30 protein-coding genes are annotated in these 23,349 nt (G+C 65.9%); 23 read left to right on the top strand and 7 right to left on the bottom strand.

Translation table 11 applies throughout. The annotated features are described in order from the left end of the window. Positions 1-25: 25 nt before the first annotated feature. On the top strand, positions 26-3,511 hold the full coding sequence (locus OCV80_RS07900) for a DNA polymerase III subunit alpha (protein WP_267288337.1): 3,486 nt from the start codon (positions 26-28) through the stop codon (positions 3,509-3,511). Between the two features lie 41 nt (positions 3,512-3,552). On the opposite strand, the gene OCV80_RS07895 is transcribed toward OCV80_RS07900, so the two are convergent. Then, positions 3,553-3,819, bottom strand: a complete 267-nt coding sequence (locus OCV80_RS07895) for a hypothetical protein (protein WP_036630864.1) — start codon at positions 3,817-3,819, stop codon at positions 3,553-3,555. Between the two features lie 90 nt (positions 3,820-3,909). After that, the gene (locus OCV80_RS07890) at positions 3,910-4,449 is read right to left on the bottom strand and encodes a DUF4364 family protein (RefSeq protein ID WP_021750237.1); all 540 of its coding nucleotides are present in this window, start codon (positions 4,447-4,449) and stop codon (positions 3,910-3,912) included. Between the two features lie 166 nt (positions 4,450-4,615). Here OCV80_RS07890 and OCV80_RS07885 point away from each other — a divergent pair, with 166 nt between their 5' ends. Then, the gene (locus OCV80_RS07885; protein ID WP_021750239.1) at positions 4,616-5,446 is read left to right on the top strand and encodes a hypothetical protein; all 831 of its coding nucleotides are present in this window, start codon (positions 4,616-4,618) and stop codon (positions 5,444-5,446) included. 46 nt (positions 5,447-5,492) lie between these two features. Here OCV80_RS07885 and OCV80_RS07880 read toward each other — a convergent pair whose 3' ends face one another. Genes OCV80_RS07880 through OCV80_RS07860 form a run of 5 tightly spaced genes read right to left on the bottom strand, consistent with a single transcriptional unit; the run spans position 5,493 to position 7,414 of the window. Then, complete coding sequence (locus tag OCV80_RS07880; protein WP_021751895.1) at positions 5,493-5,903, bottom strand: hypothetical protein; 411 nt, start codon at positions 5,901-5,903, stop codon at positions 5,493-5,495. A 13-nt stretch (positions 5,904-5,916) separates the two neighbouring features. Continuing rightward, positions 5,917-6,339, bottom strand: a complete 423-nt coding sequence (locus OCV80_RS07875) for a hypothetical protein (protein WP_119310939.1) — start codon at positions 6,337-6,339, stop codon at positions 5,917-5,919. A gap of 14 nt (positions 6,340-6,353) precedes the next feature. Continuing rightward, positions 6,354-6,770 carry a hypothetical protein gene (locus OCV80_RS07870; RefSeq protein ID WP_119310940.1) on the bottom strand — a complete coding sequence of 139 codons (417 nt, stop codon included), beginning with the start codon at positions 6,768-6,770 and terminating at the stop codon, positions 6,354-6,356. A gap of 12 nt (positions 6,771-6,782) precedes the next feature. Further along, positions 6,783-7,214, bottom strand: a complete 432-nt coding sequence (locus OCV80_RS07865; RefSeq protein WP_025545064.1) for a hypothetical protein — start codon at positions 7,212-7,214, stop codon at positions 6,783-6,785. Further along, positions 7,211-7,414 carry a helix-turn-helix transcriptional regulator gene (locus tag OCV80_RS07860; protein WP_025545063.1) on the bottom strand — a complete coding sequence of 68 codons (204 nt, stop codon included), beginning with the start codon at positions 7,412-7,414 and terminating at the stop codon, positions 7,211-7,213. The genes OCV80_RS07865 and OCV80_RS07860 overlap by 4 nt, the downstream gene beginning before the upstream one ends. 200 nt (positions 7,415-7,614) lie before the next feature. On the opposite strand from OCV80_RS07860, the gene OCV80_RS07855 reads away from it, so the two are divergent. The 21 genes from OCV80_RS07855 to OCV80_RS07755 all read left to right on the top strand — a co-directional run bounded on the left by OCV80_RS07855 (position 7,615) and on the right by OCV80_RS07755 (position 23,225). Next, the gene (locus OCV80_RS07855) at positions 7,615-8,523 is read left to right on the top strand and encodes an ATPase, T2SS/T4P/T4SS family (RefSeq protein ID WP_021751893.1); all 909 of its coding nucleotides are present in this window, start codon (positions 7,615-7,617) and stop codon (positions 8,521-8,523) included. Then, a complete protein-coding gene (locus OCV80_RS07850) occupies positions 8,517-9,014 on the top strand; it encodes a stage III sporulation protein AB (protein ID WP_021750247.1) in 498 nt (165 codons plus the stop codon). Before OCV80_RS07855 ends, OCV80_RS07850 begins: the two co-directional genes overlap by 7 nt. Positions 9,015-9,024: 10 nt before the next feature. Beyond that, positions 9,025-9,219: a stage III sporulation protein AC gene (spoIIIAC, locus tag OCV80_RS07845; RefSeq protein ID WP_021750248.1), complete on the top strand. Its 195-nt coding sequence runs from the start codon at positions 9,025-9,027 to the stop codon at positions 9,217-9,219. Position 9,220: 1 nt separating this feature from the next. Next, complete coding sequence (locus OCV80_RS07840; protein WP_021750249.1) at positions 9,221-9,610, top strand: SpoIIIAC/SpoIIIAD family protein; 390 nt, start codon at positions 9,221-9,223, stop codon at positions 9,608-9,610. Next, a complete protein-coding gene (locus tag OCV80_RS07835) occupies positions 9,607-10,680 on the top strand; it encodes a stage III sporulation protein AE (protein ID WP_256264489.1) in 1,074 nt (357 codons plus the stop codon). Before OCV80_RS07840 ends, OCV80_RS07835 begins: the two co-directional genes overlap by 4 nt. Beyond that, positions 10,677-11,162 (top strand): stage III sporulation protein AF, encoded by a 486-nt coding sequence (locus OCV80_RS07830; protein ID WP_021749009.1) that lies wholly within the window; start codon positions 10,677-10,679, stop codon positions 11,160-11,162. The genes OCV80_RS07835 and OCV80_RS07830 overlap by 4 nt, the downstream gene beginning before the upstream one ends. 4 nt (positions 11,163-11,166) lie before the next feature. Further along, positions 11,167-11,658 (top strand): stage III sporulation protein AG, encoded by a 492-nt coding sequence (locus OCV80_RS07825; RefSeq protein ID WP_145985068.1) that lies wholly within the window; start codon positions 11,167-11,169, stop codon positions 11,656-11,658. A gap of 23 nt (positions 11,659-11,681) precedes the next feature. Beyond that, positions 11,682-12,245: a SpoIIIAH-like family protein gene (locus tag OCV80_RS07820; RefSeq protein WP_136891732.1), complete on the top strand. Its 564-nt coding sequence runs from the start codon at positions 11,682-11,684 to the stop codon at positions 12,243-12,245. A gap of 113 nt (positions 12,246-12,358) precedes the next feature. Next, complete coding sequence (locus OCV80_RS07815; RefSeq protein WP_021749006.1) at positions 12,359-12,736, top strand: Asp23/Gls24 family envelope stress response protein; 378 nt, start codon at positions 12,359-12,361, stop codon at positions 12,734-12,736. 42 nt (positions 12,737-12,778) lie between these two features. Then, entirely contained in the window at positions 12,779-13,228 is a 450-nt protein-coding gene (nusB, locus tag OCV80_RS07810) for a transcription antitermination factor NusB (protein WP_021749005.1), read from the top strand. Between the two features lie 86 nt (positions 13,229-13,314). Then, on the top strand, positions 13,315-14,532 hold the full coding sequence (gene xseA, locus OCV80_RS07805; RefSeq protein ID WP_119310944.1) for an exodeoxyribonuclease VII large subunit: 1,218 nt from the start codon (positions 13,315-13,317) through the stop codon (positions 14,530-14,532). Beyond that, positions 14,529-14,768: an exodeoxyribonuclease VII small subunit gene (xseB, locus tag OCV80_RS07800; RefSeq protein ID WP_267288336.1), complete on the top strand. Its 240-nt coding sequence runs from the start codon at positions 14,529-14,531 to the stop codon at positions 14,766-14,768. Before xseA ends, xseB begins: the two co-directional genes overlap by 4 nt. Beyond that, entirely contained in the window at positions 14,765-15,646 is an 882-nt protein-coding gene (locus OCV80_RS07795; RefSeq protein ID WP_267288335.1) for a polyprenyl synthetase family protein, read from the top strand. The genes xseB and OCV80_RS07795 overlap by 4 nt, the downstream gene beginning before the upstream one ends. Positions 15,647-16,485: 839 nt before the next feature. Next, a complete protein-coding gene (locus OCV80_RS07790; RefSeq protein WP_025545655.1) occupies positions 16,486-17,049 on the top strand; it encodes a hypothetical protein in 564 nt (187 codons plus the stop codon). A 16-nt stretch (positions 17,050-17,065) separates the two neighbouring features. Beyond that, positions 17,066-18,916 carry a 1-deoxy-D-xylulose-5-phosphate synthase gene (gene dxs, locus OCV80_RS07785; protein WP_267288334.1) on the top strand — a complete coding sequence of 617 codons (1,851 nt, stop codon included), beginning with the start codon at positions 17,066-17,068 and terminating at the stop codon, positions 18,914-18,916. After that, positions 18,913-19,737, top strand: coding sequence for a TlyA family RNA methyltransferase (locus tag OCV80_RS07780; RefSeq protein WP_267288333.1), 825 nt, complete (start codon positions 18,913-18,915; stop codon positions 19,735-19,737). Before dxs ends, OCV80_RS07780 begins: the two co-directional genes overlap by 4 nt. Beyond that, complete coding sequence (locus tag OCV80_RS07775; RefSeq protein ID WP_021748959.1) at positions 19,734-20,612, top strand: NAD(+)/NADH kinase; 879 nt, start codon at positions 19,734-19,736, stop codon at positions 20,610-20,612. The genes OCV80_RS07780 and OCV80_RS07775 overlap by 4 nt, the downstream gene beginning before the upstream one ends. Further along, positions 20,602-21,051: an arginine repressor gene (argR, locus tag OCV80_RS07770; RefSeq protein WP_021748960.1), complete on the top strand. Its 450-nt coding sequence runs from the start codon at positions 20,602-20,604 to the stop codon at positions 21,049-21,051. The genes OCV80_RS07775 and argR overlap by 11 nt, the downstream gene beginning before the upstream one ends. Positions 21,052-21,139: 88 nt before the next feature. Further along, positions 21,140-22,273 carry a tRNA guanosine(34) transglycosylase Tgt gene (tgt, locus tag OCV80_RS07765; RefSeq protein ID WP_136891736.1) on the top strand — a complete coding sequence of 378 codons (1,134 nt, stop codon included), beginning with the start codon at positions 21,140-21,142 and terminating at the stop codon, positions 22,271-22,273. A gap of 74 nt (positions 22,274-22,347) precedes the next feature. Beyond that, on the top strand, positions 22,348-22,737 hold the full coding sequence (gene yajC, locus OCV80_RS07760) for a preprotein translocase subunit YajC (protein WP_021748962.1): 390 nt from the start codon (positions 22,348-22,350) through the stop codon (positions 22,735-22,737). A 65-nt stretch (positions 22,738-22,802) separates the two neighbouring features. Continuing rightward, the gene (locus OCV80_RS07755) at positions 22,803-23,225 is read left to right on the top strand and encodes a DUF3792 family protein (protein ID WP_021752115.1); all 423 of its coding nucleotides are present in this window, start codon (positions 22,803-22,805) and stop codon (positions 23,223-23,225) included. Positions 23,226-23,349: the final 124 nt, after the last annotated feature.

Below are 23,349 nucleotides of genomic sequence, written 5' to 3'. Positions count from 1 at the left end.
GTGCGATTTTGGAAAGGAACATGCTATGTCTTTTGTCCATCTCCACGTTCATACGGAATTCAGCTTATTGGACGGCGCCTGCCGCATCCGGGACCTGCCCGGCATCGTGAAGGCCATGGGCCAGACCGCCTGCGCTGTCACGGACCACGGCGTCATGTACGGTGCCGTGGACTTTTACCGCGCCTGCAAGGCGGAGGGGGTCAAGCCTATCATCGGCTGCGAGGTGTACGTCACCCCCCAGGGCCGGACCCGGTTCGACAAGGTCCACGAGCTGGACGCGGAGAGCCGCCATCTGGTGCTGCTCTGCGAGAACGAGGAGGGCTACCGGAACCTGTCCTACCTGGTGTCCATGGGGTGGACAGAGGGCTTCTATATCAAGCCCCGGATCGACCTGGAGCTGCTGCGGCAGTACAGCGGGGGACTGATCGCCCTGTCGGCCTGCCTCGCCGGGGAGATCCCCCGGCGGCTGCGGAACGGGGAGTACGAGAACGCCAAGGCCTATGCCCTAGAGCTCTCCCACATCTTCGGCCCGGACCGCTTCTATCTGGAGCTCCAGGACCACGGCATCCGGGACCAGGCCATCGTGAACCAGGGCATCCTCCGCATCCACCGGGAGACGGGGCTGCCTATGGTGTGCACCAACGACGCGCACTACCTCCGGAAGGAGGACGCGGAGGCCCACGATGTACTGCTGTGCATCCAGACCGGCAAGACCATCGACGACGAGAACCGGATGCGCTATGAGCCCCGGAACTTCTACCTCCGCAGCGAGGAGGAGATGGCGGCCCTGTTCGCGGGCTACGAGGGCGCGCTGGAGAACACGTCGAAGATCGCCGACATGTGCAATCTGGACTTTTCCTTCGGCAAGTACCACCTGCCGGAATTCCGGCTGCCGGAGGGGTACGACAGCTTCTCCTATCTGAAAAAGCTCTGCGACGAGGGCTATCGGGAGCGGTATGGAACGGACGACCAGTACCGGGACCAGCTCCGGTACGAGCAGGACATGATCGAGAAGATGGGCTTCACCGACTACTTCCTGATCGTCTCCGACTTCGTCCGCTATGCCAGAAGCGCAGGCATCCCCGTGGGTCCCGGCCGGGGCAGCGCCGCGGGCAGCATGGTCAGCTACTGCCTCCACATCACGGACATCGACCCCATGAAGTACAACCTGTACTTCGAGCGGTTCCTGAACCCGGAGCGGGTCAGCATGCCGGATATCGACATGGACTTCGGCGACACCCGCCGGGGCGAGGTGGTGGACTACGTCCGCCGGAAGTACGGGGATGACCACGTGGCCCAGATCGTCACCTTCGGCACCATGGCCGCCCGGGGCGTGATCCGGGACGTGGGCCGGGTGATGAACATGCCCTATGCCGACGTGGACGTGATCGCCAAGCAGGTGCCCGCCGGGCCCGGCGCCCTCCACATCACCCTGGACGACGCCCTGCGCCTGTCCAAGCCCCTGCGGGAGCAGTACGAGACCGATGAGCAGGTGAAAAAGCTCATCGACACCGCCAAGGCCCTGGAGGGGATGCCCCGCCACGCCTCCACCCACGCCGCCGGCGTGGTCATCACCAAGCGGCCGGTGTACGAGTACGTGCCCCTGGCGAAGAACGACGACGCCGTGGTGTGCCAGTACGTCATGACCACCCTGGAGGAGCTGGGCCTCCTGAAGATGGACTTCCTGGGGCTGCGGAACCTGACGGTGCTGGATGACGCGGTGAAGATGGTCCAGGAGCGCCTGCCGGACTTCAAGCTCTCGGACATCCCGGAGGACGACCCGGAGACCTTTGAGATGATCTCTGCCGGCAAGACCTCCGGCGTGTTCCAGATGGAGTCCGCGGGCATGACCGGCGTGTGCGTGGGCCTGCGGCCCCAGAACATCGAGGACATCACCGCCATCATCGCGCTCTACCGCCCCGGCCCCATGGACTCCATCCCCCGGTTCATCGCCTGCAAGCATGACTCCAGCAAGATCAAGTACCTCCACCCGTCCCTGGAGCCGATCCTCTCCGTCACCTACGGGTGCATCGTCTACCAGGAGCAGGTGATCCAGATCTTCCAGCAGCTGGCGGGATACTCTCTGGGGCAGGCGGACATGGTGCGCCGGGCCATCTCCAAGAAAAAGGCCGCCCAGATCGAGAAGGAGCGGGAGGCATTCCTCCACGGCGATCCGGAGCGGAACATTGCGGGCTGCGTGGCAAACGGCATCCCGGAGGAGACGGCTCAGGCCATCTATCAGGATATCTACGACTTTGCCAACTACGCGTTCAACAAGGCCCACGCCGTGTCCTACGCGGTGGTGGCCTATCAGACCGCCTGGTTCAAGTGCCACTACACCCGGGAGTACATGGCGGCGCTGCTGACCAGCGTGCTGGACAACTCCGACAAGGTGGCGGGCTACATCAGCGAGTGCCGGGACTGCGGCATCGCCCTGCTGCCGCCGGACATCAACCGCTCCGCCGACCGCTTTACTGTGGAGGAGGGGGGCATCCGCTTCGGGCTGGTGGCCATCAAGAACATCGGCCGGGGCTTCATCCAGGCGGTGATGCGGGAGCGGGAGCAGGCGCCCTTCACGTCCCTCTACGACTTCTGCGACCGAATGGCGGGCAGCGACATCAACAAGCGGGCGGTGGAGAACCTGATCCGCTCCGGCGCCTTCGATGCCCTGGGGGCCAGGCGGTCCCAGCTGATCCAGGTGTACGAGTCCGTCATGGACGCGGTGGCGGACAGCCGCCGCCAGAACTTGGAGGGGCAGATGGATTTCTTCTCCCTGGCGGACGGCAGCAGCGGCGGGAGAAAGAATGTGAAGGAAATCCCCTTGCCGGACATCGACGAGTACACCCCCGAGGAACGGATGCTGATGGAGAAGGAGACCACGGGCCTCTATCTCTCCGGCCACCCCATGGACCAGTACCGGGAGGCGGTGCGGCGGCTGGGGGCGCCCACTATCGGCTCCATTCTGGGAGACTTCGCCCAGGAGGGCGGCCCCACACGGTTCGCCGACGACCAGCGGATCACCATCTGCGGCATCGTCACCTCCAGCAAGACGAAGACCACCCGCAACAACTCCCTGATGGCCTATGTGACGGTGGAGGACGACACCGCCTCCATCGAGCTGCTGTGCTTCGCCCGGGTGCTGGAGTCCTGCGGGCCGTACCTGAAGGAGAACCAGGCAGTGGTGGTGAAGGGGCGGCTCTCCGTCCGGGACGAGAAAGCGCCCCAGATCCTCTGCGACAGCGCGTATCCGCTCTCTGCCGCAGGCGCTCCGGCGGCGGAAGGGCAGGCCGCGAAAGCGCCGGATCAGGTGCTGTACCTGAAGTTCCCTAGCCTGGACCACCCCAGCGTGCGCCACATGAAGCTGGTGTTCCAGATGTTTCCCGGCAACGCCGCTGTGAAGATGGTGATGGCGGACACCCGCAAGGTCTACGGCACCCATGCAAGCCTCCACGAGGCCCTGCTGCAGGAGGCCCGGGAGACGTTGGGAGAGGCCAATGTGGTGGTGAAATAGAACGGAACGCCCGTGTCCAAAAGGACACGGGCGTTTTTCATTCACAAGCGCCGTTTCAGCTTCAAGACCAGCTCCACAACCCCGGCGCCCAGGGTCAGGCAGGCGGCCTGGATGGTCCAGAGCATTGGCCCTTCACTGCCGGGGATGGGGATTGTGCTGGCCCAGAGGAAAAGGATCAGGGCCAAAGCTGCCGCCCCCGCTGTCAGCAGCCAGCCGCGCCGCCAGCGGCGCAGCAGCCAGCGGAACAGCAGACCGGCCAGAAGGGGGAAGACCGCGACGAGCATCCAGTTCCATACGATCTGAAGCAAGAGAATCCCTCCTTATCTCCCAAAACGGGCCGACAGGCCGTGGAGCGGGGACCCGGCGGCCAGGAGAAGGAGCCCCCTCGCCGCCCCTCCTTACGGGGCCTCGTCCTCGGGCTCGGAGGACATCAGGGCCCGCATGATCTCGCCATACAGCCGCTCCGGGGATTTCTGGAACCGCTCCGTCAGCATGGCGGCCATGTCCTCCCGGGGGATGGCCAGCCGCAGGTCCATCACGCTGCCCATGTCGTCCGACAGCTCCAGCCGCACCGTGTAGGTGCCGTTGGGCCGCTTCTCCGTGGAGGCCTTCACCTGGCTCTTGCGCCGCAGGTGGCGGTTGCAGGCCGCCAGGTTCTTGTCGCACCGCAGCCGCACGGAGTAGGGGAGGCTGGACTCGCAGATCCGGCTGTTCCGCAGGCCCTTGTCGGTGATGGCGTACAGCCCGTCCGCAGACAGCGTCAGATGCTCAGTCCGCACCAGATCGGAGAGGCACTCGGCAAAGTCGAAATAGTCCACGCCCTCGTCGCACATGGCCAGATCCCACACGGTATCAAAGGGAATCGGCTCGATCACCCGGGCGGTGATATACAGAATCAGAAACTTGATCTCCAGCTTGTCATGGATAAAGCCGGGCATCCGCGTCACCTCCTTGGAATGGGATTGGATACAATTGTATTATACCGCAGGACCGCCGGGTTTGTATAGTCCGAATTTCCCCGCCGCCGCACCAATGGGAGCCGGGCGCATACACTGGATTGAAAGAGCTTCTCTTTCATCCAGCTACTTATTAGGAGGTATTGCAATGCCCGAGAAAGTTATGCCCGGTCCCGTGGAGGACTCCTGCGGCATCCGGGAGGCGGTTTGCATCCATACCAGGAAGATTTTTGATTCCTGCCGCGATAAGGACTGCATCGAGGACCTGCGGTTTTACCCCAAGCTGCAGTGTGTGGACATCATCAACCGCGCCCTGTCCGTGAAGGGCGGCAGCGCCAAGCTGCTGTACGTCTATGTGGATGTGGAGCCCGTCAGCTTCAACCGGGGCTTCTACACCGTGGATATGCGCTTCTTCTACCATGTGACGCTCCAGGCCTATCTCAGCTGCCCGGTGCCGGTGACGGTGGAGGGCCTGTGCGTCTTTGACAAGCGGGCCATCCTGTTCGGCAGCGAGGGGAACGCCAAGATCTTCTCCTCCGAGATGCGGGCCGGAGAGCCGGATCCCCAGATGATGCAGCGGTCCAACACGCCCATCGCCGTGGTGGAGGCCGTGGACCCCATCGTGCTGGACGCCCGCATCATGGACTGCTGCTGCAAGCGGGACTGCGACTGCGACCTGTGTGAAATCCCCACCTTCGTGGGCGACTGCTTCGGCGGGGAGCTGTCCAGCGGGGACGACAGCCGACGGATCTATGTGACCCTGGGCCAGTTCTCCATCGTCCGGCTGGAGCGGGACACCCAGCTGCTGGTGCCCGTCTACGACTACTGTATGCCCGACAAGGAGTGCGCCTGCGGCGACGGCTGCGAGGACCCCTGCGCTCTGTTCCGGAACATCTCCTTCCCGGTGGGCGAGTTCTTCCCGCCCAACACCGTCAAGCGGCCGGAGAGCTGCGACGACATCAAGAGCTGCTGCAAGTGAGCGGCAGACCAACAGGACCCCGGCTGCTTGCCGGGGTCCTGTTTTGCTACATCCTGTGCCGGTACCAGAGGGTGAGGCCCCATTCCAGAAGCCCCCAGGCGAGGCAGAACCCAACCAGCCCCCAGGTGATCCACATGGGCAGCTCCAGAAAGCGGGCATAGGCCGCGCCGAAATACAGGACCGCGCCCTGCATGACCCGGGCGGCCCGGGCCGCCGCCTTTTCGCAGATCATGGTGTTCCGCTCGTCGTGCTGTTCTTTGTAAGCCTGAACGAGTACCGGGTCGCGAATCCGAATGACCCGACACAGCAGGGAGCCGAGGGAACCGCCCACCAGTACGGACCCACCCGCAGCCAGCAGAGCAAAGACGGGCTTGGGGAGATGCTGGGGGAATTGGAGCGGGACCGCGCACAGCAGAAGCCCCGCCGCGATCAACAGCAGATACCAGCGCTTTTTCATCCCGGCGCACCCCTTACATCTCCCGCTCGTAGCGGATCATGAGATACAGCTCCAGCACGGATTTGGCTACGAAGACACCGGTGGCAGCCAGGGGGACCCACAGGGGCGCATCCAGGCCGATGGAGAGCCATGCCGCCGCCAGAACGTTCCACTGGAGGACCTCGCCGGACACGGCCTTGGCCCGGTTCCGGATAGCCACATTCCGCTCGTCTTTTTGTTCGATGTCGTGCTGCCGGGCCATCTCCGGGTGCTTCGCCTCGTGGCGGAGGTTCAGCAGGGTGGACCCCGCCATGGCCAGCAGGCCGGAGCCTATGCCGCAGAGCATCCCGCCCAGGGAATCGGGCACCCGGCCGTCCAGCAGCAGGGACAGGACCAGCAGGACGATGCCCATGGCCAGAAGTCCCTGGAACAGGCGCTTTTTTTGTGTGCGGTTCATACAGAGTCCCTCCTTCAATACTGACGGCGGTACCAGACGGTGAACATCCAGTCCAGAAGCAGTTTTACGCAGGCCAGGCCCAGCAGGGTGATGTTGACCCACTTGGGCACGCCGAAGAAGTACAGGTAGGCAGCGCCGAACAGCAGCAGCCACAGCAGCACGTCCCCGGCCCGGGCCCTGGCCATGGCCCGGATCATGGCGCCCCGCTCGTCGTGGTCCTCCCGGTCCCGCTCCCGCCGGGCGGGGTCCAGGTCTCGGGTGGACAGCAGCTCCGCCATGGCGCAGAAGAACAGGAGGCCGCCTGCAAGGCCAAAAAACCCCGGCACAGCGGCGGGAGCGGCGGGAAACGTCCGCGCCGCCCAGAGGGCGGCCCCCGCTAGCAGCGCCCCCGCCGCGGCGGCCGAGAGATACCAGCGTGTGTTCCGCTTCATGACAGCGCCTCCTCACATCTTCCGCTGGAGCCATTTGTAAAGCCCCAGGAACGCCAAAGTGTAAAACAGATAGATGCCGATGAACACCCAGCCCACCCAGTCGGGAATGCCGAACCGTTCAAAGCTCTGGAAAATCAGGCCGGAGACCACCAGCAGTCCGACGGTCCAAAATCCGGCGATGCAGCCGGCCCGGTCCCGGATGGCCTGGTTCCGCTCGTCGCATTGGGCCTTCTGCCTCTGCCGGTAGTCCGGGTCCCGGGAGAGCCGTTTCAGCTGGAGCAACGTCCCGGCGCAGGTGCCGAACAGCACCGCCCCGGCCATACCCAGCAGGGAGGCCGCGCCGCCGGAGAGACCGGGCGCACCCGGCGCATTCAGGACGAACATCGGGATGCAGCAGAGCAGCCCCGCGATTGCCAGGGACATCAATATGACCTGCTTCTTCATGTGCCATCCTCCTCATAGATGAAAATGTCCTCAATGGTGGTGCCGAAGTACCGGGCCAGCTTGAAGGCCAGCAGGATGGAGGGGTTGTACCGCCCGTTTTCCAACGACCCGATGGTCTGGCGGGACACCTCCAGCGCCTCCGCCAGCTCCTCCTGCTTGATCCCCCTGGCCTTGCGCAGCGCCTCCAGGCGGTTTTTCAAGGGCGATTCCCCCTTTCATACGCCCCATCCGCTTCTGACGGATGGAAAGTTTGCTTTCCGTCTTCAACTTAGCACACTTCCGGTACCATGTCAAGTACGCTTTCCATTTTTCCGGGCTTGTCCCATTTTTCCACTGAGGGAGTCATATCCGGGGACAACCCCTCATAGAGTATAGCGTGTTACGAAAGGGGGCGCGGCCCGTGAAGGAGGAAGAACGCCGCTATGAGGAGGCGGCCCGGGTGCTGCCGGGCCGCCTGCGGGAACAGGCTCTGGCCCAGCCGCCGGAGGTCCGGCAGATGGCGGAGGAGTTCCGCCTCCGGGCGGGGCAGCCGCTGGCGGTGCTGCTGCCGGAGGGGGAGCGGTCCCTGGGGGCCGCCGTGACGCCGGAGGATCTGGAGACTCTCTGCGACCTTGCCACCGACTACTCCCGCTATGCGGCGGAGGAGACCCTGCGGGAGGGGTATCTCTCCGTGCGGGGCGGCTTCCGGGTGGGGCTGTGCGGCACGGCGGTGATGAAGGACGGGGAGAGCACCGCCCTGCGGGACCTGTCCTCCGCCGCTGTCCGCATCGCCCGGGAGCAGAGGGGGATCGGGGAGGCGGTGGCGCCCCGGCTGTTTCGGGACGGGCGGTATCAGAACACCCTGCTGCTGTCGCCCCCCGGCGGCGGCAAGACCACGCTGCTGCGGGATCTGGTGCGGTGCCTCTCCTCCGGCGGCACCGGCAGGCCGGGTCTGCGGGTCTCCCTTATCGATGAGCGGGGGGAGGTGGCAGTGATGGTCCGGGGGAGGCCCCAGATGGACGTGGGGCCCCGGACGGACGTGCTGGACGCCTGCCCCAAGGCCCTGGGCATCCCCATGGCCCTGCGGGCCATGAACCCCCAGGTCATCGCCGTGGACGAGATCACGGCGGAGGCGGACCTCCGGGCCGCCATGCAGGCCGCCGGGTGCGGCGTGGGGCTGCTGGCCACCATCCACGCCGCCGATGCCGCAGAGCTGACCCAGCGGCCGCTGTACCGGCAGCTGCTGGCGGAGAAGGTGTTCCGGCTGGCGGTGCGCATCCGCCGGGATGAGGCCGGAAGGACATACGAAGTGGAGGAACTGCCATGGTGAAGCTGGTGGGCGCGGTGTGTATCCTGGGGGCCGGGACCTGGGCCTGGCGGCGGTCGGCGGCGGAGCGCAGGCGGGAGTTGGACACGCTGGCGGACCTGACCGCCCTGCTGGACCGCATGGGGGAGGAGATCCGGCTCCGCCGGACCAGCCTGCCCCGGCTGCTGGGGTCCCTGGGCCGGGACCGGACGGGACCTGTCCGGGACTTTTGTACATCGGTGGCGGCGTCGCTGGCGCGGGGCGCGCCCCTGGGGCAGAGCTGGCGGTCCGCCGCGGAGGCGCTGCCCCTCGGTCCAGAGAGCCGGACCGCCCTGACCGCCCTGGGAGATTCCCTCCAGGGGGATGAGGAGAGCGTATGTAAAGCATTAACCCTTGCCGGAAAGATCCTGGAAAAAAACCTGGCGGCGGCCCGGGACCACAGGCAGGAGACGGAGAAGCGGTCCGCGGCGCTGTGGCTTTCCAGCGCGGCGCTGCTGGTGATTTTACTGATTTGAGGATAGACGCATGGAAGTGGATTTGATTTTCAAGATCGCCGCCATCGGCATCCTGGTGGCGGTGCTGAACCAGCTGCTGATCCGCTCGGGCCGGGAGGAGCAGGGGCTGATGGTGGTGCTGGCAGGGCTGGTGTGCGTGCTGATGCTGATGGTCCGAGAGATCAGCGACCTGTTCGACCTCATCAAGTCCCTGTTCGATTTCTGACATGGAGCAGGTCATCCAGGTGACGGGGCTGTGCGTGGTGGGGGCGCTGCTGGCCCTGGTGGTGAAGCGGGGCAGTCCGGAGACGGCGCTGCTGCTGGCGGTGGGGGCCGCCGTGGTGGTGGCCCTGGCCCTGGCGGGCGTGGTGAAGGAGCTGCTGGCCTTCCTGGGGGAGCTGGGGTCGGCCAGCGGCGTGTCCGCGGACCTGTTTGTGCCCCTGTACAAGACCATCGGCATCGCCCTGGTGGTGCAGGTGGGAGGCAACCTCTGCCGGGACGCGGGGGAGAGCGCCCTGGCCTCCGTGGTGGAGACGGCGGGGACCCTCTGCGCCCTGCTGGCGGCCCTGCCGCTGCTGCGGGCGGTGCTGGACATGCTGTTGGAGCTGATGGGATGAAATGGTGGATCTGTTTGACGGCGCTGGTGCTGGCGCTGACCACCTCCGCCGCGGCGGCGGACCTGCCGGCGGAGCTGGAGCGGGCCGCCCCGGAGGCGGCGGAGGATCTCACGGGCGGGGACCTCTCCGGCGGGACAGGCTTTGCCCAGGGGGTGGGGAACATTTTAGACCGGCTGGCGGACCAGGTGGGGGACGTGGTCCGGGAGCGCACCCGGGGCGCGGCGGCGGTGCTGCTGGTGGTGGTGCTGTGCGGCGTGGTGGAGGGCTTCGCCCAGGGGACCGGGGGGAAGGGGGCGGCGTTCCTGCCCATGGCGGGGGCGCTGTCCATCACCCTGGCCTCCGCCGGGAGCCTGGACTCCCTGATGGGGCTGGGCAGCCGGACCATCGGGGAGCTGGCGGACTTCTCCCAGGCGCTGCTGCCCACCCTGGCGGCGGCCACGGCGGCCAGCGGGGCCGTCACCACCGCCACGGTGCAGCAGGTGTCCACGGTGTTCTTCGTGGATCTGCTGCTGCGGCTGATCCGGCAGCTGCTGCTGCCGCTGGTGTACCTGTACATCGGATTGCTGACGGCGGCGGCCTGCCTGCCGGAAAACCGGCTGGGGGCCATTGCCGAGGCGCTGAAAAAGCTGGTGACCTGGATCCTCACCACGGCGCTGCTGGTGTTCACCATCTACCTCTCCATCGTGCGGATCATCTCCGGCTCCGCCGACAGCGCCACGGTGAAGGTGGCAAAGGCCGCCATCTCCGGCGTGGTGCCGGTGGTGGGAGGCATCATCGCCGACGCGTCGGAGACGGTGCTGGCCGGGGCCGGGATGCTGAAGAACACCATCGGCGTCTTCGGGATGCTGGCCATCCTGGCGGCCTGCGCCTATCCTTTCCTGCAGCTGGGGGTCCAGTACCTGCTGTACAAGCTGACGGCGTATCTGGCCTCCGTGGTGGGGGCGCCGGGGCTGTGCAAGCTCATCGACGGGCTGGGAGGCGCCTTCGGCCTGATTCTGGGCATGACCGGCGGCTGCGCGCTGCTGCTGCTCATCTCCGTGCTGGCCTCCGTGGGGGCGGTGATGCCATGATGGAGGCGGTGCGGGCGTGGCTGACCTCCGTGGTACTGGTGTCGGTGCTGCTGTCGGCGGCCCAGAGCCTGATCCCGCCGGGCACCGTGCGGAAGGCGGCGGGCTTCACCGGCGGGCTCATCCTGCTGCTGGTGCTGCTGCGGCCGGTGCTGGGGGCAGACCTGGAGCATCTGGAGCTGGATTTCGACCACTACCAGGCGGCGGTGGAGGAACGGCAGGAGGAGCTGGCCGACACACAGACCGAGGCCATGGCTTCTATCATAGCGGAGCAGACAGAAGCATATATATTGGACAAAGCGGGCGAGCTGGGGCTGGAGGTGACCGTCCGGGTGGAGACGCGGACGGAGGGAAACGGCATCCCGGTGCCCTGGTCCGCGGAGCTGACGGGCAGCTGGTCGCAGGCGCTGGCGTCGGCGCTGGAGACGGAACTGGGCATCCCGGCGGAGAGGCAGGTTTGGCATGAGCGGGAAGCAGAAAACTGAAGGAGTGCGAAGGATATGGGACAAGTACAAATTCGTGGCGCTGGTGGCGCTGGCGGGAGCCGTGCTGCTGCTGTGGCCCGGCGGGGACGGGAAGACGGCGGAGCGCGCCTCGCCCCAGGCGGCCGCCCTGGTGGAGGCGGAGCTCCAGCAGGAGATGGAGGACATTCTGGGCCGCATCCAGGGCGTGGGGGAGGTGCAGGTGCTGCTGACCGTGGAATCGGACGGCGAGCGGCAGCTGGCACAGGACTCGGAGCTCTCTTACAGCGGCTCCACCGCGGCGCCGGAGGACTACTCCCGTTCCTCCCAGACCGTGCTGGTGGACGACGGGAGCGCCGAGGCGCCGGTGGTGACCCGGACGGTGTATCCCACCTATCGGGGGGCCCTGGTGGTGTGCCAGGGCGGGGACCGGGCGGACGTGAAGCTGGCGGTGACGGAGGCGGTGGCGGCCCTGACCGGCCTTTCCGCAGACCGCATCACCGTGGCAAAATCGCAGTGATGATTTGGAGGAGGAGACAGCCCATGAGCGCGAGATGGAAGCGGAATACCGTGGTGGCCACGATGGTGCTGCTGGTGTGCGCAGCAGTGGCCCTGAACTGGAAGTACACCGGCGAGCAGGCGGCGGACGCCGTGGAGGAGACCGGCACCAAGATCCTGGGGGAAGCCACGCTGGTCAGCGGTCAGGAGGACGGCGGCGAGGCCGGGACGGATGAGGAGGCGGTCTACACCGGCGGGGACTACTTCGCCTCCGCCCGGCTGACCCGCCAGCAGGCCAGGGACAACGCCATCTCCCTGCTGCAGGAGGCGGCGGACCAGTCCGGGGCCGACGCGGCGGTGGCCAACGAGGCGTCGGAGGGCATCCAGGTGCTGGCGGGCTACACCATGAAGGAGGCCCAGATCGAAAACCTGGTGACCGCCAAGGGCTATACCGACTGCGTGGCCTTCATGGGGGAGGACAGCATCAGCGTGGTGGTGGACACCGGCACCGGCGAGCTGACGGCCGAGGACGTGGCCAAGATCACCGACATCGCCATGACGGAGACCGGATACCCAGCCAGCGGCATCAAGATCATGGCCTCAAATTAGCTGTTGTATTTTCCCGGGAAACATGGTAAAATAACACCCTGGAACCATTCTTCTGGGACGCGGCGGGCGACCCCCGTCTCTACCAAGGATCAAACAGTGAGGAGAGGCTTACGATGGGCGAGAGCAAAGAGTATATGACGCTGCCGGAGGAGAACGGGAGCATCAACATTTCCGAGGAAGTGATTGCCGCCATCGCCGTGGGCGCCGTCCGGGATGTGGAGGGCGTGTCCGGCATGGTGACTGCCATGGGCGGCAGCGTCACGGACCTGGTCCACAACAAGAAGAACGCCCAGAAGGGCGCCAAGGGTGTGAAGATCGACATGACCGGCGCCGCCCTGGTGCTGGACATCTATCTGACGGTGGAGTACGGCCACCCCATCCCCACGGTGGCGGAAAATGCCCAAAAGGCCGTCATCGGCGCGGTGGAGGCCATGACCGGCTGCTCTGTGGAGGCGGTCAACATCCACGTGGGCGGCGTGACGCTGGCCTGAGTCCCGGATGGGAATGAGAGAGAAAAGGACGTAGTTGAGGTTATGGTACGGAACACCGCGCGAGAGATCGCCATTCATCTGTCCTACGAGCTGAGCTTCACCGACAAGCCGGTGGAGGAGCTGCTGGACGAGCGCCTGACACCGGAGTCCTTCGCCGCCCTGGCGGAGGAGGACCCGCTGTATCAGGAGACGCCCAACGCCAAGCAGGCGGACTACATCCGCCGCCTGGTGCGGGGCGTGGCCGACCACGCTCCGGAGCTGGACGGGTATATCGCCAAATACGCCAAGGGGTGGAATTTTGCCCGGATCCCCCTGGTGGCCTCCGCCATCATGCGGGTGGCCATGTATGAGATTTTGTACATGCCGGACATCCCCCACGGCGCCTCCATCAACGAGGCGGTGGAGATCGCCAAGAAGTATGAGACGCCGGAGACGGTGAAGTTCATCAACGGCATCCTGGGCACCTTCGTGCGCCGGGAGACAGCGGAATAAGGGCAGTCCTGCGGAGCGGGACGGGGGCGTGACGCCGCCGTCCGGCTCCTCGTTTTCTGCCCGCAGGGACCAAGGAGCAAACGCGTATGGAACCACATATCTATGGTGTCACAGAGGTGAATCAGCTGGTGAAGGGCCTGCTGGACAGTGCCCCGGCTTTACAGGGCGTCGCCGTCCGGGGAGAGTTGTCCAACTACAAGATCTACCCCTCCGGCCACCACTATTTCACCCTGAAAGATCAGGAGGGGGCCCTCCGGTGCGTCATGTTCCGGGGACAGGCCTCCCGCCTCCGGTTCCGGCCGGAGAACGGCATGAAGGCCGTGGCCTCCGGCCGCATCACCGTGTTCCCCCGGGACGGGGCCTATCAGCTCTACTGCGACTCCCTGATCCCGGAGGGGGTGGGGGACCTGGCGGTGGCCTTCCAGCAGTTAAAAGAAAAGCTGTGGAAGGAGGGCCTCTTTGACCCTGCCCACAAAAAGCCCCTGCCGCCCTATCCGGAGAAAATCGCCATCGTCACCTCCGGCGCCGGGGCGGCGGTCCACGACATGATCCGCATCCTCCGCCGCCGGTATCCCATCGCCAGGGTGATCCTGCTGCCGGTGCGGGTCCAGGGGGCCGAGGCCCCGCCGGAGATCGTGGGGGCCATCCGGTACGCGGACAGGTGGAAGATCGGGGACGTCATCATCACCGGCCGGGGCGGCGGGTCCATGGAGGACCTGTGGGCCTTCAACGACGAGCGGGTGGCCCGGGCCATCTACGACTGTGAGACGCCCATCATCTCCGCCGTGGGCCACGAGCCGGACGTGACCATCGCCGACTTTGTGGCGGATGCGCGGGCGTCCACCCCCTCCAACGCGGCGGAGATCGCCGTGCCGGACCAGGTGGAGCTGCTGCGGTGGCTCCGGGGCGCAGGGGAGCGGATGGCGAGAAGCGAGACGGCGCGGCTGGAGACCGCCCGGCAGCGGCTCACCGCCCTGGCGGCCAAGCGGGTGATGACGGACGGAATGGCCTACGTCCAGGACAAGCGGCTGGACCTGGACCACTTACAGCAGCGGCTGGGGGACGTGACCGGCGCGGTGCTGGGGCGGCACCGGCAGAAATTCGCGGCCCTGGCGGCGTCGCTGGACGCCATGAGCCCACTGGCGGTGCTGGGCCGGGGCTACGCCGTGGCCCGGGATGAGCAAGGGAAGATCTTGAAAAGCTGGCGGGAGACGGCGCCGGGCAGCCGGGTGTCCGTCACGTTGGGAGAGGGCGGCTTCACCGCCGTGGTGGACAAGCCCTATACGAAGGAGGAACAGCCATGAGCGCGAAGAAACAGACGTTCGAGCAGGAGATCGCCCGGCTGGAGGAGATCGTGGCGGCACTGGAGAAGGGGGATGCCCCCCTGGCGGACTCTCTGGCGTTGTTTGAGGAGGGGACGAAGCTGATCGCCGCCTGCTCCCAGGAGCTGGACGTGGCGGAGCAGAAGGTGGTCAAGCTGATGAAGGGCCCCGACGGCGCGCCGGTGGAGCTGCCCTTCGGAGAGGAGGAGCAGGGATGAGCGAACAGGTGTTTCAGACCCGGTATGAGACCTACCGCACGGCGGTGGAGTCGTATCTGGAGACCCTCTTTGCCGGGAGTCCGGACTGGCGGGACCTGTATGAGTCCATGCGATACAGCCTGCTGGCGGGGGGCAAGCGCATCCGGCCGGTGCTGACCCTGGAGTTTGCCCGGCTGGCGGGCCTTGCGGACTGGAAGACGGCCCTGCCCATGGCCTGCGCCCTGGAGCTGGTCCACACCTACTCCCTGATCCACGATGACCTGCCCTGCATGGACAACGACGACCTGCGCCGGGGCAAGCCCACCAACCACAAGGTCTACGGCGAGACGCTGGCCGTGCTGGCGGGGGACGCCCTCCAGCCGGAGGCCTACCGCCTGATCCTGACGGCGCCGGGGCTGGACGAGAGCCGCCGGGCCGCCTGCGGCCGCATCCTGGCGGAGGTCTCCGGCGCGGACGGCATGGTGGCGGGCCAGGTGCTGGACACCCTCCACGCCCCGAAGACCGAGGCGGAGGTGACGGAGGTCCACCGGCTCAAGACCGGGGCCATGATCGCCGGGGCCTGCCGCCTGGGCGTGGCCGCGGCGGGCGGAAGCGGCGGGCTGATGGCCGCCGCCGAAACGTACGCCCAGGAGCTGGGGCTGGCCTTCCAGATCCGGGACGACATGCTGGACGTGTGCGGCGACGCGGCGGAGTTCGGCAAGCCCATCGGCTCCGACAAAGAGGAGGGGAAGGTCACCTTCATGGACCTGCTGGGGCTGGAGGGCTGCGGCCGGGCGGTCCGCGCCCATACGGAGGTGGCCAAGGCCGCGGTGGCGGACTGGGACACGGACGGCTTCCTGGCCGCCCTGGCGGACTCCCTGGCGGAGCGGAACAAGTGAAGAGCGGGGCCGCCGTCCGGCGGCCCCTTTTCTGTCCGGCGCCGGGGACTGTCCGCATCAGGAGGACAGCCCGGCCGGTCACAAAAAATTTACGGACGCATATACGGAATATGTTGTATATTTATTAGATTTGTGATATACTGTATGGCGCTAAGCGGCGGCGCAGTATTCTAGTCAGATCATCCGTCTCCGAAGGAGGGGCTAAAAATCCTCTGAAGGGCACACCGATGAAACCTCTGGTGCCTGCTTGATACGCCCAGTTTCGGGTGGGTGCTGGGGGGAAGCCTGGCTTTGCCTGCGCTTGCGGACTCAGGGCGCTTTCCAATGGCATGGTGATGACGACCCTGTTTCCGTGGAGACCTGTTCTTGTGCGCGGACGTACTCCCAGTGTGGTATTCCGGGCCGCGTACGAAGCAGCTGATGAACCTGCAGCGCGGTGCATCGGCCCTGCGGGGCCGTAACGCTGTGTGCAGACGTAGCCTGCCTTGCGTGAGGCGGGTGGATGGGGGAACAACAGGCGGGGCCCTCTGGCCAGAGGGCCCGTTTGATCGCCCCCTGAAACCCGGTTTGCAAAAGAGGCTAAAGGGACGGATCGACTGGGGTGGAAATCACCTAGGCTGTCCTGACCGGGCTGAAAAGGGATTGCAGTGCGGACTAAGTGGCGATCGGGTGGCATGGCTGGCGACACTGTGCCGCGGCACCGAAGGGGGAACCGCCTCCATCGGCAACGAGAGGTGTGCCGCGGGGAAATCCAACCCGTACCTAAGCCGTAAGATTTACCTTTTCCGCCGCCGCCGACTTAGCCAACTGGAATTCATTCCCAAGTGGAGGGACTTTTTTTGAGCGATACCCCAAAGCGAAAGCGCGGACGGGAGCGGGAGAGGCCGGGCCCCTACCGGTGGGCCGTGCAGGTCTTTTTTCTTGCCATCGTCCTGTCTGCGGCATTGAGCCTTGCGTCGGAAACCAGTCTCAGCGGCGCGGGTGCGGCGGCTGCCGCGCTGGTGCTGGCGGTGTTCATCGGCCTGGGCATCCTGTTCGACATCATCGGCGTGGCGGTCACGGCGGCGGACCCCAGGCCCTTTCACTCCATGGCCGCCCACAAGGAGCCCGGCGCCAAGGAGGCGCTGGTCCTGCTGCGGAACGCCGGGCGGGTGTCCAGCGTCTGCAACGACGTGGTGGGGGACATCTGCGGCATCGTCAGCGGGACCACCACCGCCGTGATCGTGGTGCGGCTCCAGACGGCCTTTGCCCTGCCGGAGAGCGTGCTGCTGAGCGTGGCGGTGACGGCCCTGGTGTCCGGCCTCACCATCGGCGGCAAGGCCCTGGGCAAGACGGTGGCCCTGAACAAAAGCACCAGCGTGGTCTACTGGGTGGGAAGGTTTCTGCACCTGTTCCACCGCTGAGAGGAGGCTGGGTCATTTGATCTTAGAGAATATCCATACCCCGGCGGACGTGAAGGCCCTGGACCGGGAACAGCTGGAGCCCCTGTGCCGGGAGCTGCGGCAGTTCCTGGTGGAGCATGTGTCCAAAACCGGCGGCCATCTGGCCTCCAACCTGGGAGCGGTGGAGCTGACGGTGGCCATCCACCGGGTCTTCGACACATCGAAGGACCGGCTGGTGTTCGACGTGGGGCACCAGTGCTACGTCCACAAGGCCCTCACCGGCCGGCAGGCGCTGTTTGACACCCTGCGGCAGTTCGGCGGCCTCTCCGGCTTCCCCAAGCCCCGAGAGAGCGAACACGACGCCTTCATCGCCGGACATGCCTCCAACTCCGTCTCCGTGGCCCTTGGGATGGCAAGAGCAAGAACTTTACAGCACTTGGATTACAGTGTTCTGGCGCTGATCGGGGACGGCGCCCTGACCGGGGGACTGGCCTATGAGGGCCTCAACAACGCCGGTGCCTCCGGCGAGCCCCTGATCGTCCTTCTCAACGACAACGGCATGTCCATCAACCCCAACGTGGGGGCGGTGGACAGCCATCTGAGCCAGATCCGCTCCAAGCCCGCCTACTACCATTTCAAGAAGTGGTACCGGGGCCTGTTCGGACAGCACCCCATGGAGAACCCGCTGTACCGGTTCAACCACAAGGTCAAGACGTCCCTGAAAAAGGCCCTGTGGCCCGGCAGCACCCTGTTTGAGGACATGGGCTTCACCTACCTGGGGCCCATCGACGGCCACGACCTGGACCGGCTGGTCCACGTGCTGGCCTGGGCCCGGGAGCTCCAGTGCCCGGTGGTGGTCCACGTGAAGACCGTGAAGGGCAGGGGCTACTCCTTCGCGGAGCAGAACCCGGACAAGTTCCACGGCGTGGGGCCATTCGATCCGGAGACGGGCCTTGTGAAGAAGAGCGGGGGAGACGACTTCTCTGCCGTGTTCGGCAAGACGCTGGCCGCCTGCGCCGCGGAGGATGGGCGCGTCTGCGCCATCACCGCCGCCATGGCGGACGGCACCGGCCTGGCCCCCTTTGCCAAAGAGTTCCCGGACCGGTTCTTCGATGTGGCCATCGCTGAGGGGCATGGCGTCGCCATGGCCGCGGGCCTGGCCAAGCAGGGGATGCTCCCGGTGTTTGCCGTGTACTCCTCGTTCCTCCAGCGGGGCTACGACATGCTGATCCATGACGTGGCCCTCCAGCGGCTCCATGTGGTGCTGGGGGTGGACCGGGCGGGTCTGGTGGGGGCCGACGGCGAGACTCACCACGGCTGCTTCGACGCGCTGTTCCTGTCGGAGATCCCCGGGTTTACGGTGCTGTGCCCCGCCAGCTTTGCGGAACTGCGGCGGATGCTGCGGCAGGCATTGTTTGAGATCGGCGGGCCTGTGGCGGTCCGGTATCCCCGGGGCGGCGAGGGCGATTACCGGGAGGACCGGTCCGGTGCGCCGGTGGTCCGGCTCCGGGAGGGGGAGGACGTCACGCTCCTCACCTACGGCGTGCTGGTGAATCAGGCCCTGGCGGCGGCGGACCTGCTGGAACGGCAGGGCGTCAGGACCGAGGTGCTGAAGCTGAATCAGATCTCCCCCCTGGAGTATGAGACGCTGGCGCCCTGGCTGGCGGGGAAGAAGCTGCTGGCAGTGGCGGAGGATGCCTTCGGCGCCGGGTGCGTGGGCCAGCGGACGGCGGCCATCCTGGCCCAGCACGGCCAGGCGCCGGAGAAGCTGGTGCTCATCAACCTGGGCAAGACCTTCCTGCCGGAGGGGACCGTGCCCCAGCTGGAGCATCAGGCAGGCATCGACGCCGCGGGCATCGCCCGGGCGGTACAGGAGGCGCGTACATGAGTGAAAAAAAACGGCTGGACGTCCTGCTGACGGAGCGGGGCCTTCAGGAGAGCCGCCAGCGGGCCCAGGCGGTCATCATGAGCGGCGAGGTCTTTGTGAACGGCCAGCGGGTGGACAAGCCCGGCACCGCCGTGGCGGAGGACGCCCAGATCGAGGTCCGGGGCGGCACGCTGGCATACGTCAGCCGGGGCGGGCTGAAGCTGGAGAAGGCCATGGCGGCCTTCCCCATCGACCTGAACGGCGCCGTCTGCGCCGACATCGGCGCCTCCACCGGCGGCTTCACCGACTGTATGCTGCAAAACGGCGCGGAGAAGGTCTACGCCGTGGACGTGGGCTACGGCCAGCTGGCCTGGAAGCTCCGCAGCGACCCCAGGGTGGTGTGCCTGGAGCGGACCAACGCCCGGTATCTCACCCACGAGCAGGTGCCGGACGCGCTGGACTTTGCCTCCGTGGATGTGAGCTTCATCTCCCTGAAGCTGATCCTGCCGCCCCTGAACGGCCTGCTGAAGGACGGCGGCCACGCCGCCTGCCTGGTGAAGCCCCAGTTCGAGGCCGGGCGCGAGAAGGTGGGGAAGAAGGGCGTGGTCCGGGACCCGGCGGTCCACCTGGAGGTGCTGGAGCACTTTCTGGACCACGCCGGGGACGCGGGCTTCACAGTGCTGGGACTGACCTATTCCCCCATCCGGGGCCCGGAGGGGAACATCGAGTACCTGGGATATCTGGAAAAGGGTCCCCGGCAGGAGCGTACATTTGACTTGAAGGCCCTGGTGGACGAGTCTCACCAGACCCTGAAGGAGCACGGAGAGGGAGGCAACCCATGAAAAAGATCATCCTCTGCCCCAACCCCAACCGAGACCGGGGCATGGAGACCACCCGCAGGGCAGACGCCATTCTGCGGCAGATGGGCTTCCAGACGGTGGTGTGTCCCCCCTTCAAGGACCAGAAGGACGGGGCCTATGGGGACTACAAGACCCGGCCCCTGACGGCGGAGCTGAAAAGCGCCGACCTGCTGATTACCTTCGGCGGGGACGGCACCATCCTGCATCTCGCCAAGCTGGTGGCCCTGAACAAGATTCCGGTGCTGGGCATCAACATGGGGGGCCTGGGCTTCATCGCGGAGCTGGAGGCCGGGGAGCTGGAGGCCCTGCGGAAGCTGAAGGACTGGGACTTCCAGACGGAACAGCGGATGATGCTGGACGTGACCGTCCAGCGGGAGGGCCGCCAGATCTACACGAATCTGGGCCTGAACGACGCGGTGATCCGGGAGGGTCCCATCTCCCATGTGATCCATCTGAAGATCTCCTCCGACGGGCGGCACCTGGCGGATATCGCCGGAGACGGCGTCATCGTGGCCACGCCCACCGGGTCCACGGCCTACTCCCTGTCCGCCGGGGGGCCGGTGGTGGAGCCGGTGGCCCAGACCATGGTGGTCTGTCCCATCTGCACCCACAACATGCGCTTTTCGTCCTATGTCCTCTCGCCGGAGCACACGCTGACCATCGAGCTGGAGCGCAACGGCCGCAAGCCGGTGTATCTGTTCGTGGACGAGAGCCGGGCCTTCTCCCTGAAGGCCGACGACAAGATCCAGGTCCGCCGGTCCAAGCACACCGTGCGGCTGGTGCGGCTGTCGGAGCGGAGCTTCTGTGAGATCTTTGCACAAAAAATGCTGCCAGGAGGATTTGAAGATGAAAAATGACCGGCAGAGCATGATCCTGGAGATCATCAGCCAGGAGAATATCGAGACCCAGGAGCAGCTGCTCGTCCGTCTCCAGGAGCGGGGGATCACCAGCACCCAGGCCACCATCTCCCGGGACATCAAGCAGATGCACCTCATCAAGGAGCCGGTGGGCCATGGAGTGTACAAGTACGCCGTGTCCGGCAACCGGACCCGGCTGAACTTCGCGGAGAAGCTGCGGACCATCTTCCGGGAGAGCATCACCAGCATCGACAGCGCACAGAACATCGTGGTCATCAAGACCATGCCGGGCCTGGCCAGCGCCGCCTGCGCCGCGCTGGACGACATGGGCGTCGCCTACATGGTGGGGTCCCTGGCGGGAGACGACACGGCCTTTCTGGTGATGCGGGACACGGAGTCCGCGGCCAGCTTCTGCGAGGAGATCAAGGAGATGCTGTGAGGCATCCCCGGCGGGAGCCGGTTCCTCCCGTCCAACGGGATGCGCCCTACAAAATATGGAACAGATTCGATATTAAGGAGATCACTGGATGTTCAAAGTGCTGAAAACCGAGGGCCGCGCCCGGCGCGGCGAATTCTCCTGCGCCCACGGCGGCGTGGTCCAGACGCCGGTGTTCATGAACGTAGGCACACAGGGGGCCATCAAGGGCGGCGTCTCCGCCCATGATCTGAAGGAGGTGGGCTGCCAGATCGAGCTCAGCAACACCTACCACCTGCACCTGCGGCCGGGCGACCATATCGTCCGGCAGATGGGGGGGCTCCACAAGTTCATGGACTGGGACGGCCCCATCCTGACGGACTCCGGCGGGTTCCAGGTGTTCTCCCTGGCCTCTTTGCGGAAGATCCGGGAGGAGGGGGTCACCTTCGCCTCCCACATCGACGGGCACAGGATCTTCATGGGGCCGGAGGAGTCCATGCAGATCCAGTCCAACCTGGGCAGCGACATCGCCATGGCCTTTGACGAGTGCGTGGAGAACCCCGCGACCTACGAATACGCCAAGGCCAGCTGTGAGCGCACCGCCCGCTGGCTGGAGCGGTGCAAGGCCGAGCACGACCGCCTCAACGCCCTGCCGGACACGGTGAACCCGGGGCAGATGCTCTTCGGCATCAACCAGGGCGCCACGTTTGCGGACCTGCGGGTGTGGCACATGGACCAGATCGCCAAGATCGACTGCGACGGCTACGCCATCGGGGGGCTCGCGGTGGGGGAGCCCGCGGAGGTGATGTACGAGATCATCGACGCGGTGGAGCCCCACATGCCCAAAGACAAGCCCCGGTACCTCATGGGCGTGGGCACTCCCAGCAACATCATCGAGGGCGTGGCCCGGGGCGTGGACTTCTTCGACTGCGTGATGCCCTCCCGCAACGGCCGCCATGGCAAGCTCTTCACCTGGGAGGGCACGGTGAACATCCTCAACGAGAAGTACGCCACCGACCCCCGGCCCATCAGCGAGAGCTGCGGCTGCCCCGCCTGCCGCCACTTCTCCCGGGCGTACATCCGGCACCTGTTCAAGGCGGATGAGGTGCTGGCCCTGCGGCTGGCGGTGCTGCACAACCTGTACTTCTACAATGAGCTGGCCGCCCGCATCCGCCGGGCCCTGGACGAAGGGACGTTCGCGGATTTTCGGGCCCGTTACAGCGGAAATTTGGAAAAACGCGCATGACCCCCTTGCAAAAGCTGGTATATCTGCTATAATATTGTCATTCTGACTTTGGAACGAAAAGGAGTTTTGTTGTTATGGAAGGCGCTTCCTCCTCTATCATCATGCTGGTTGTTCTCATTGCGGTGTTCTACTTCATGCTGATCCGCCCGGAGAACAAGCGGAAGAAAAAGGCCCAGGAGATGCGGGACAGCCTGAAGAAGGGTGACACCATCACCACCATCGGCGGCATCGTGGGCAAGATCGTCATGGTCAAGCCGGACACCATCGTCATCGAGACCAGCGACGACCGGGTTCGTATGGAGCTGACCAAGTGGGCCGTCTCCACCACCGGCGTCCAGTCCTCCGGCGAGGAGAAGTCCTCCAAGGAGGAGAAGAAAGAGGACGAGGTCAAGAAGACCGAGGAGATCCCCGAGGCTCCCGCCGAGGAGACCGATGCATCCTCTGAAGAGGAAAAGAAGGACTAACCCATCATAAAACCACCCTCCCTTGTCATAAGCTCGGATAGAGCGATGACAGGGGAGGAATTTTTATGGGTAACGGGCGGAAACAGACAGCCCTGTGGCTGGTGTTCGTAGAGGGCGCGGCGCTGTCTCTGGGGATCTATCTGCTGCTGACGGTGCTGCTGTCCGCGCTGGTGGTGAAGGCGGTGCTGCCGGAGGAGGGGAGCTTTCCCGCTGTGGCGGCGTCGTGCTGTCTGGCGTCCTTCGCCGGGGCCATGCTCAGTGTCCGCCGCTCCTCCTGGGGCAGCCTGGCCAGCGCCATGGTGAGCGCCGCGGGCTTTCTGCTGGCGGTGGTGGCTGTGGCGCTGCTGTGCTGGCAGCAGATCACCTGGCTGGGCCGCGGGGGCGTGCTGCTGCTGTGCGGCGCAGGCGGGGGACTTCTGGCGGGCCTGCTGGGCGGGCGCCGGAGGAAGCGGAAGCGCCGTCCGGTCCGCAGGGGCCGCAAGGCCTGAAAAGCCGCTTGTGAATTTCACCAAAAATACAGATCTGAGCCCTGCCGCGGAGACTGCGGCCACAGTAGGGAGGTCTCCCGCGGCAGGGGAGACGGCGGCGGCAAATGTGGGGCGCCGCCGCTTT

The sequence above is a fragment of the Oscillibacter acetigenes genome (genome assembly GCF_025567605.1).
Taxonomy (GTDB): Bacteria; Bacillota; Clostridia; order Oscillospirales; family Oscillospiraceae; genus Oscillibacter; species Oscillibacter welbionis.
Note: the sequence above shows the minus strand (reverse complement) of the source record. Positions and strands in the feature narration are given on the sequence as shown.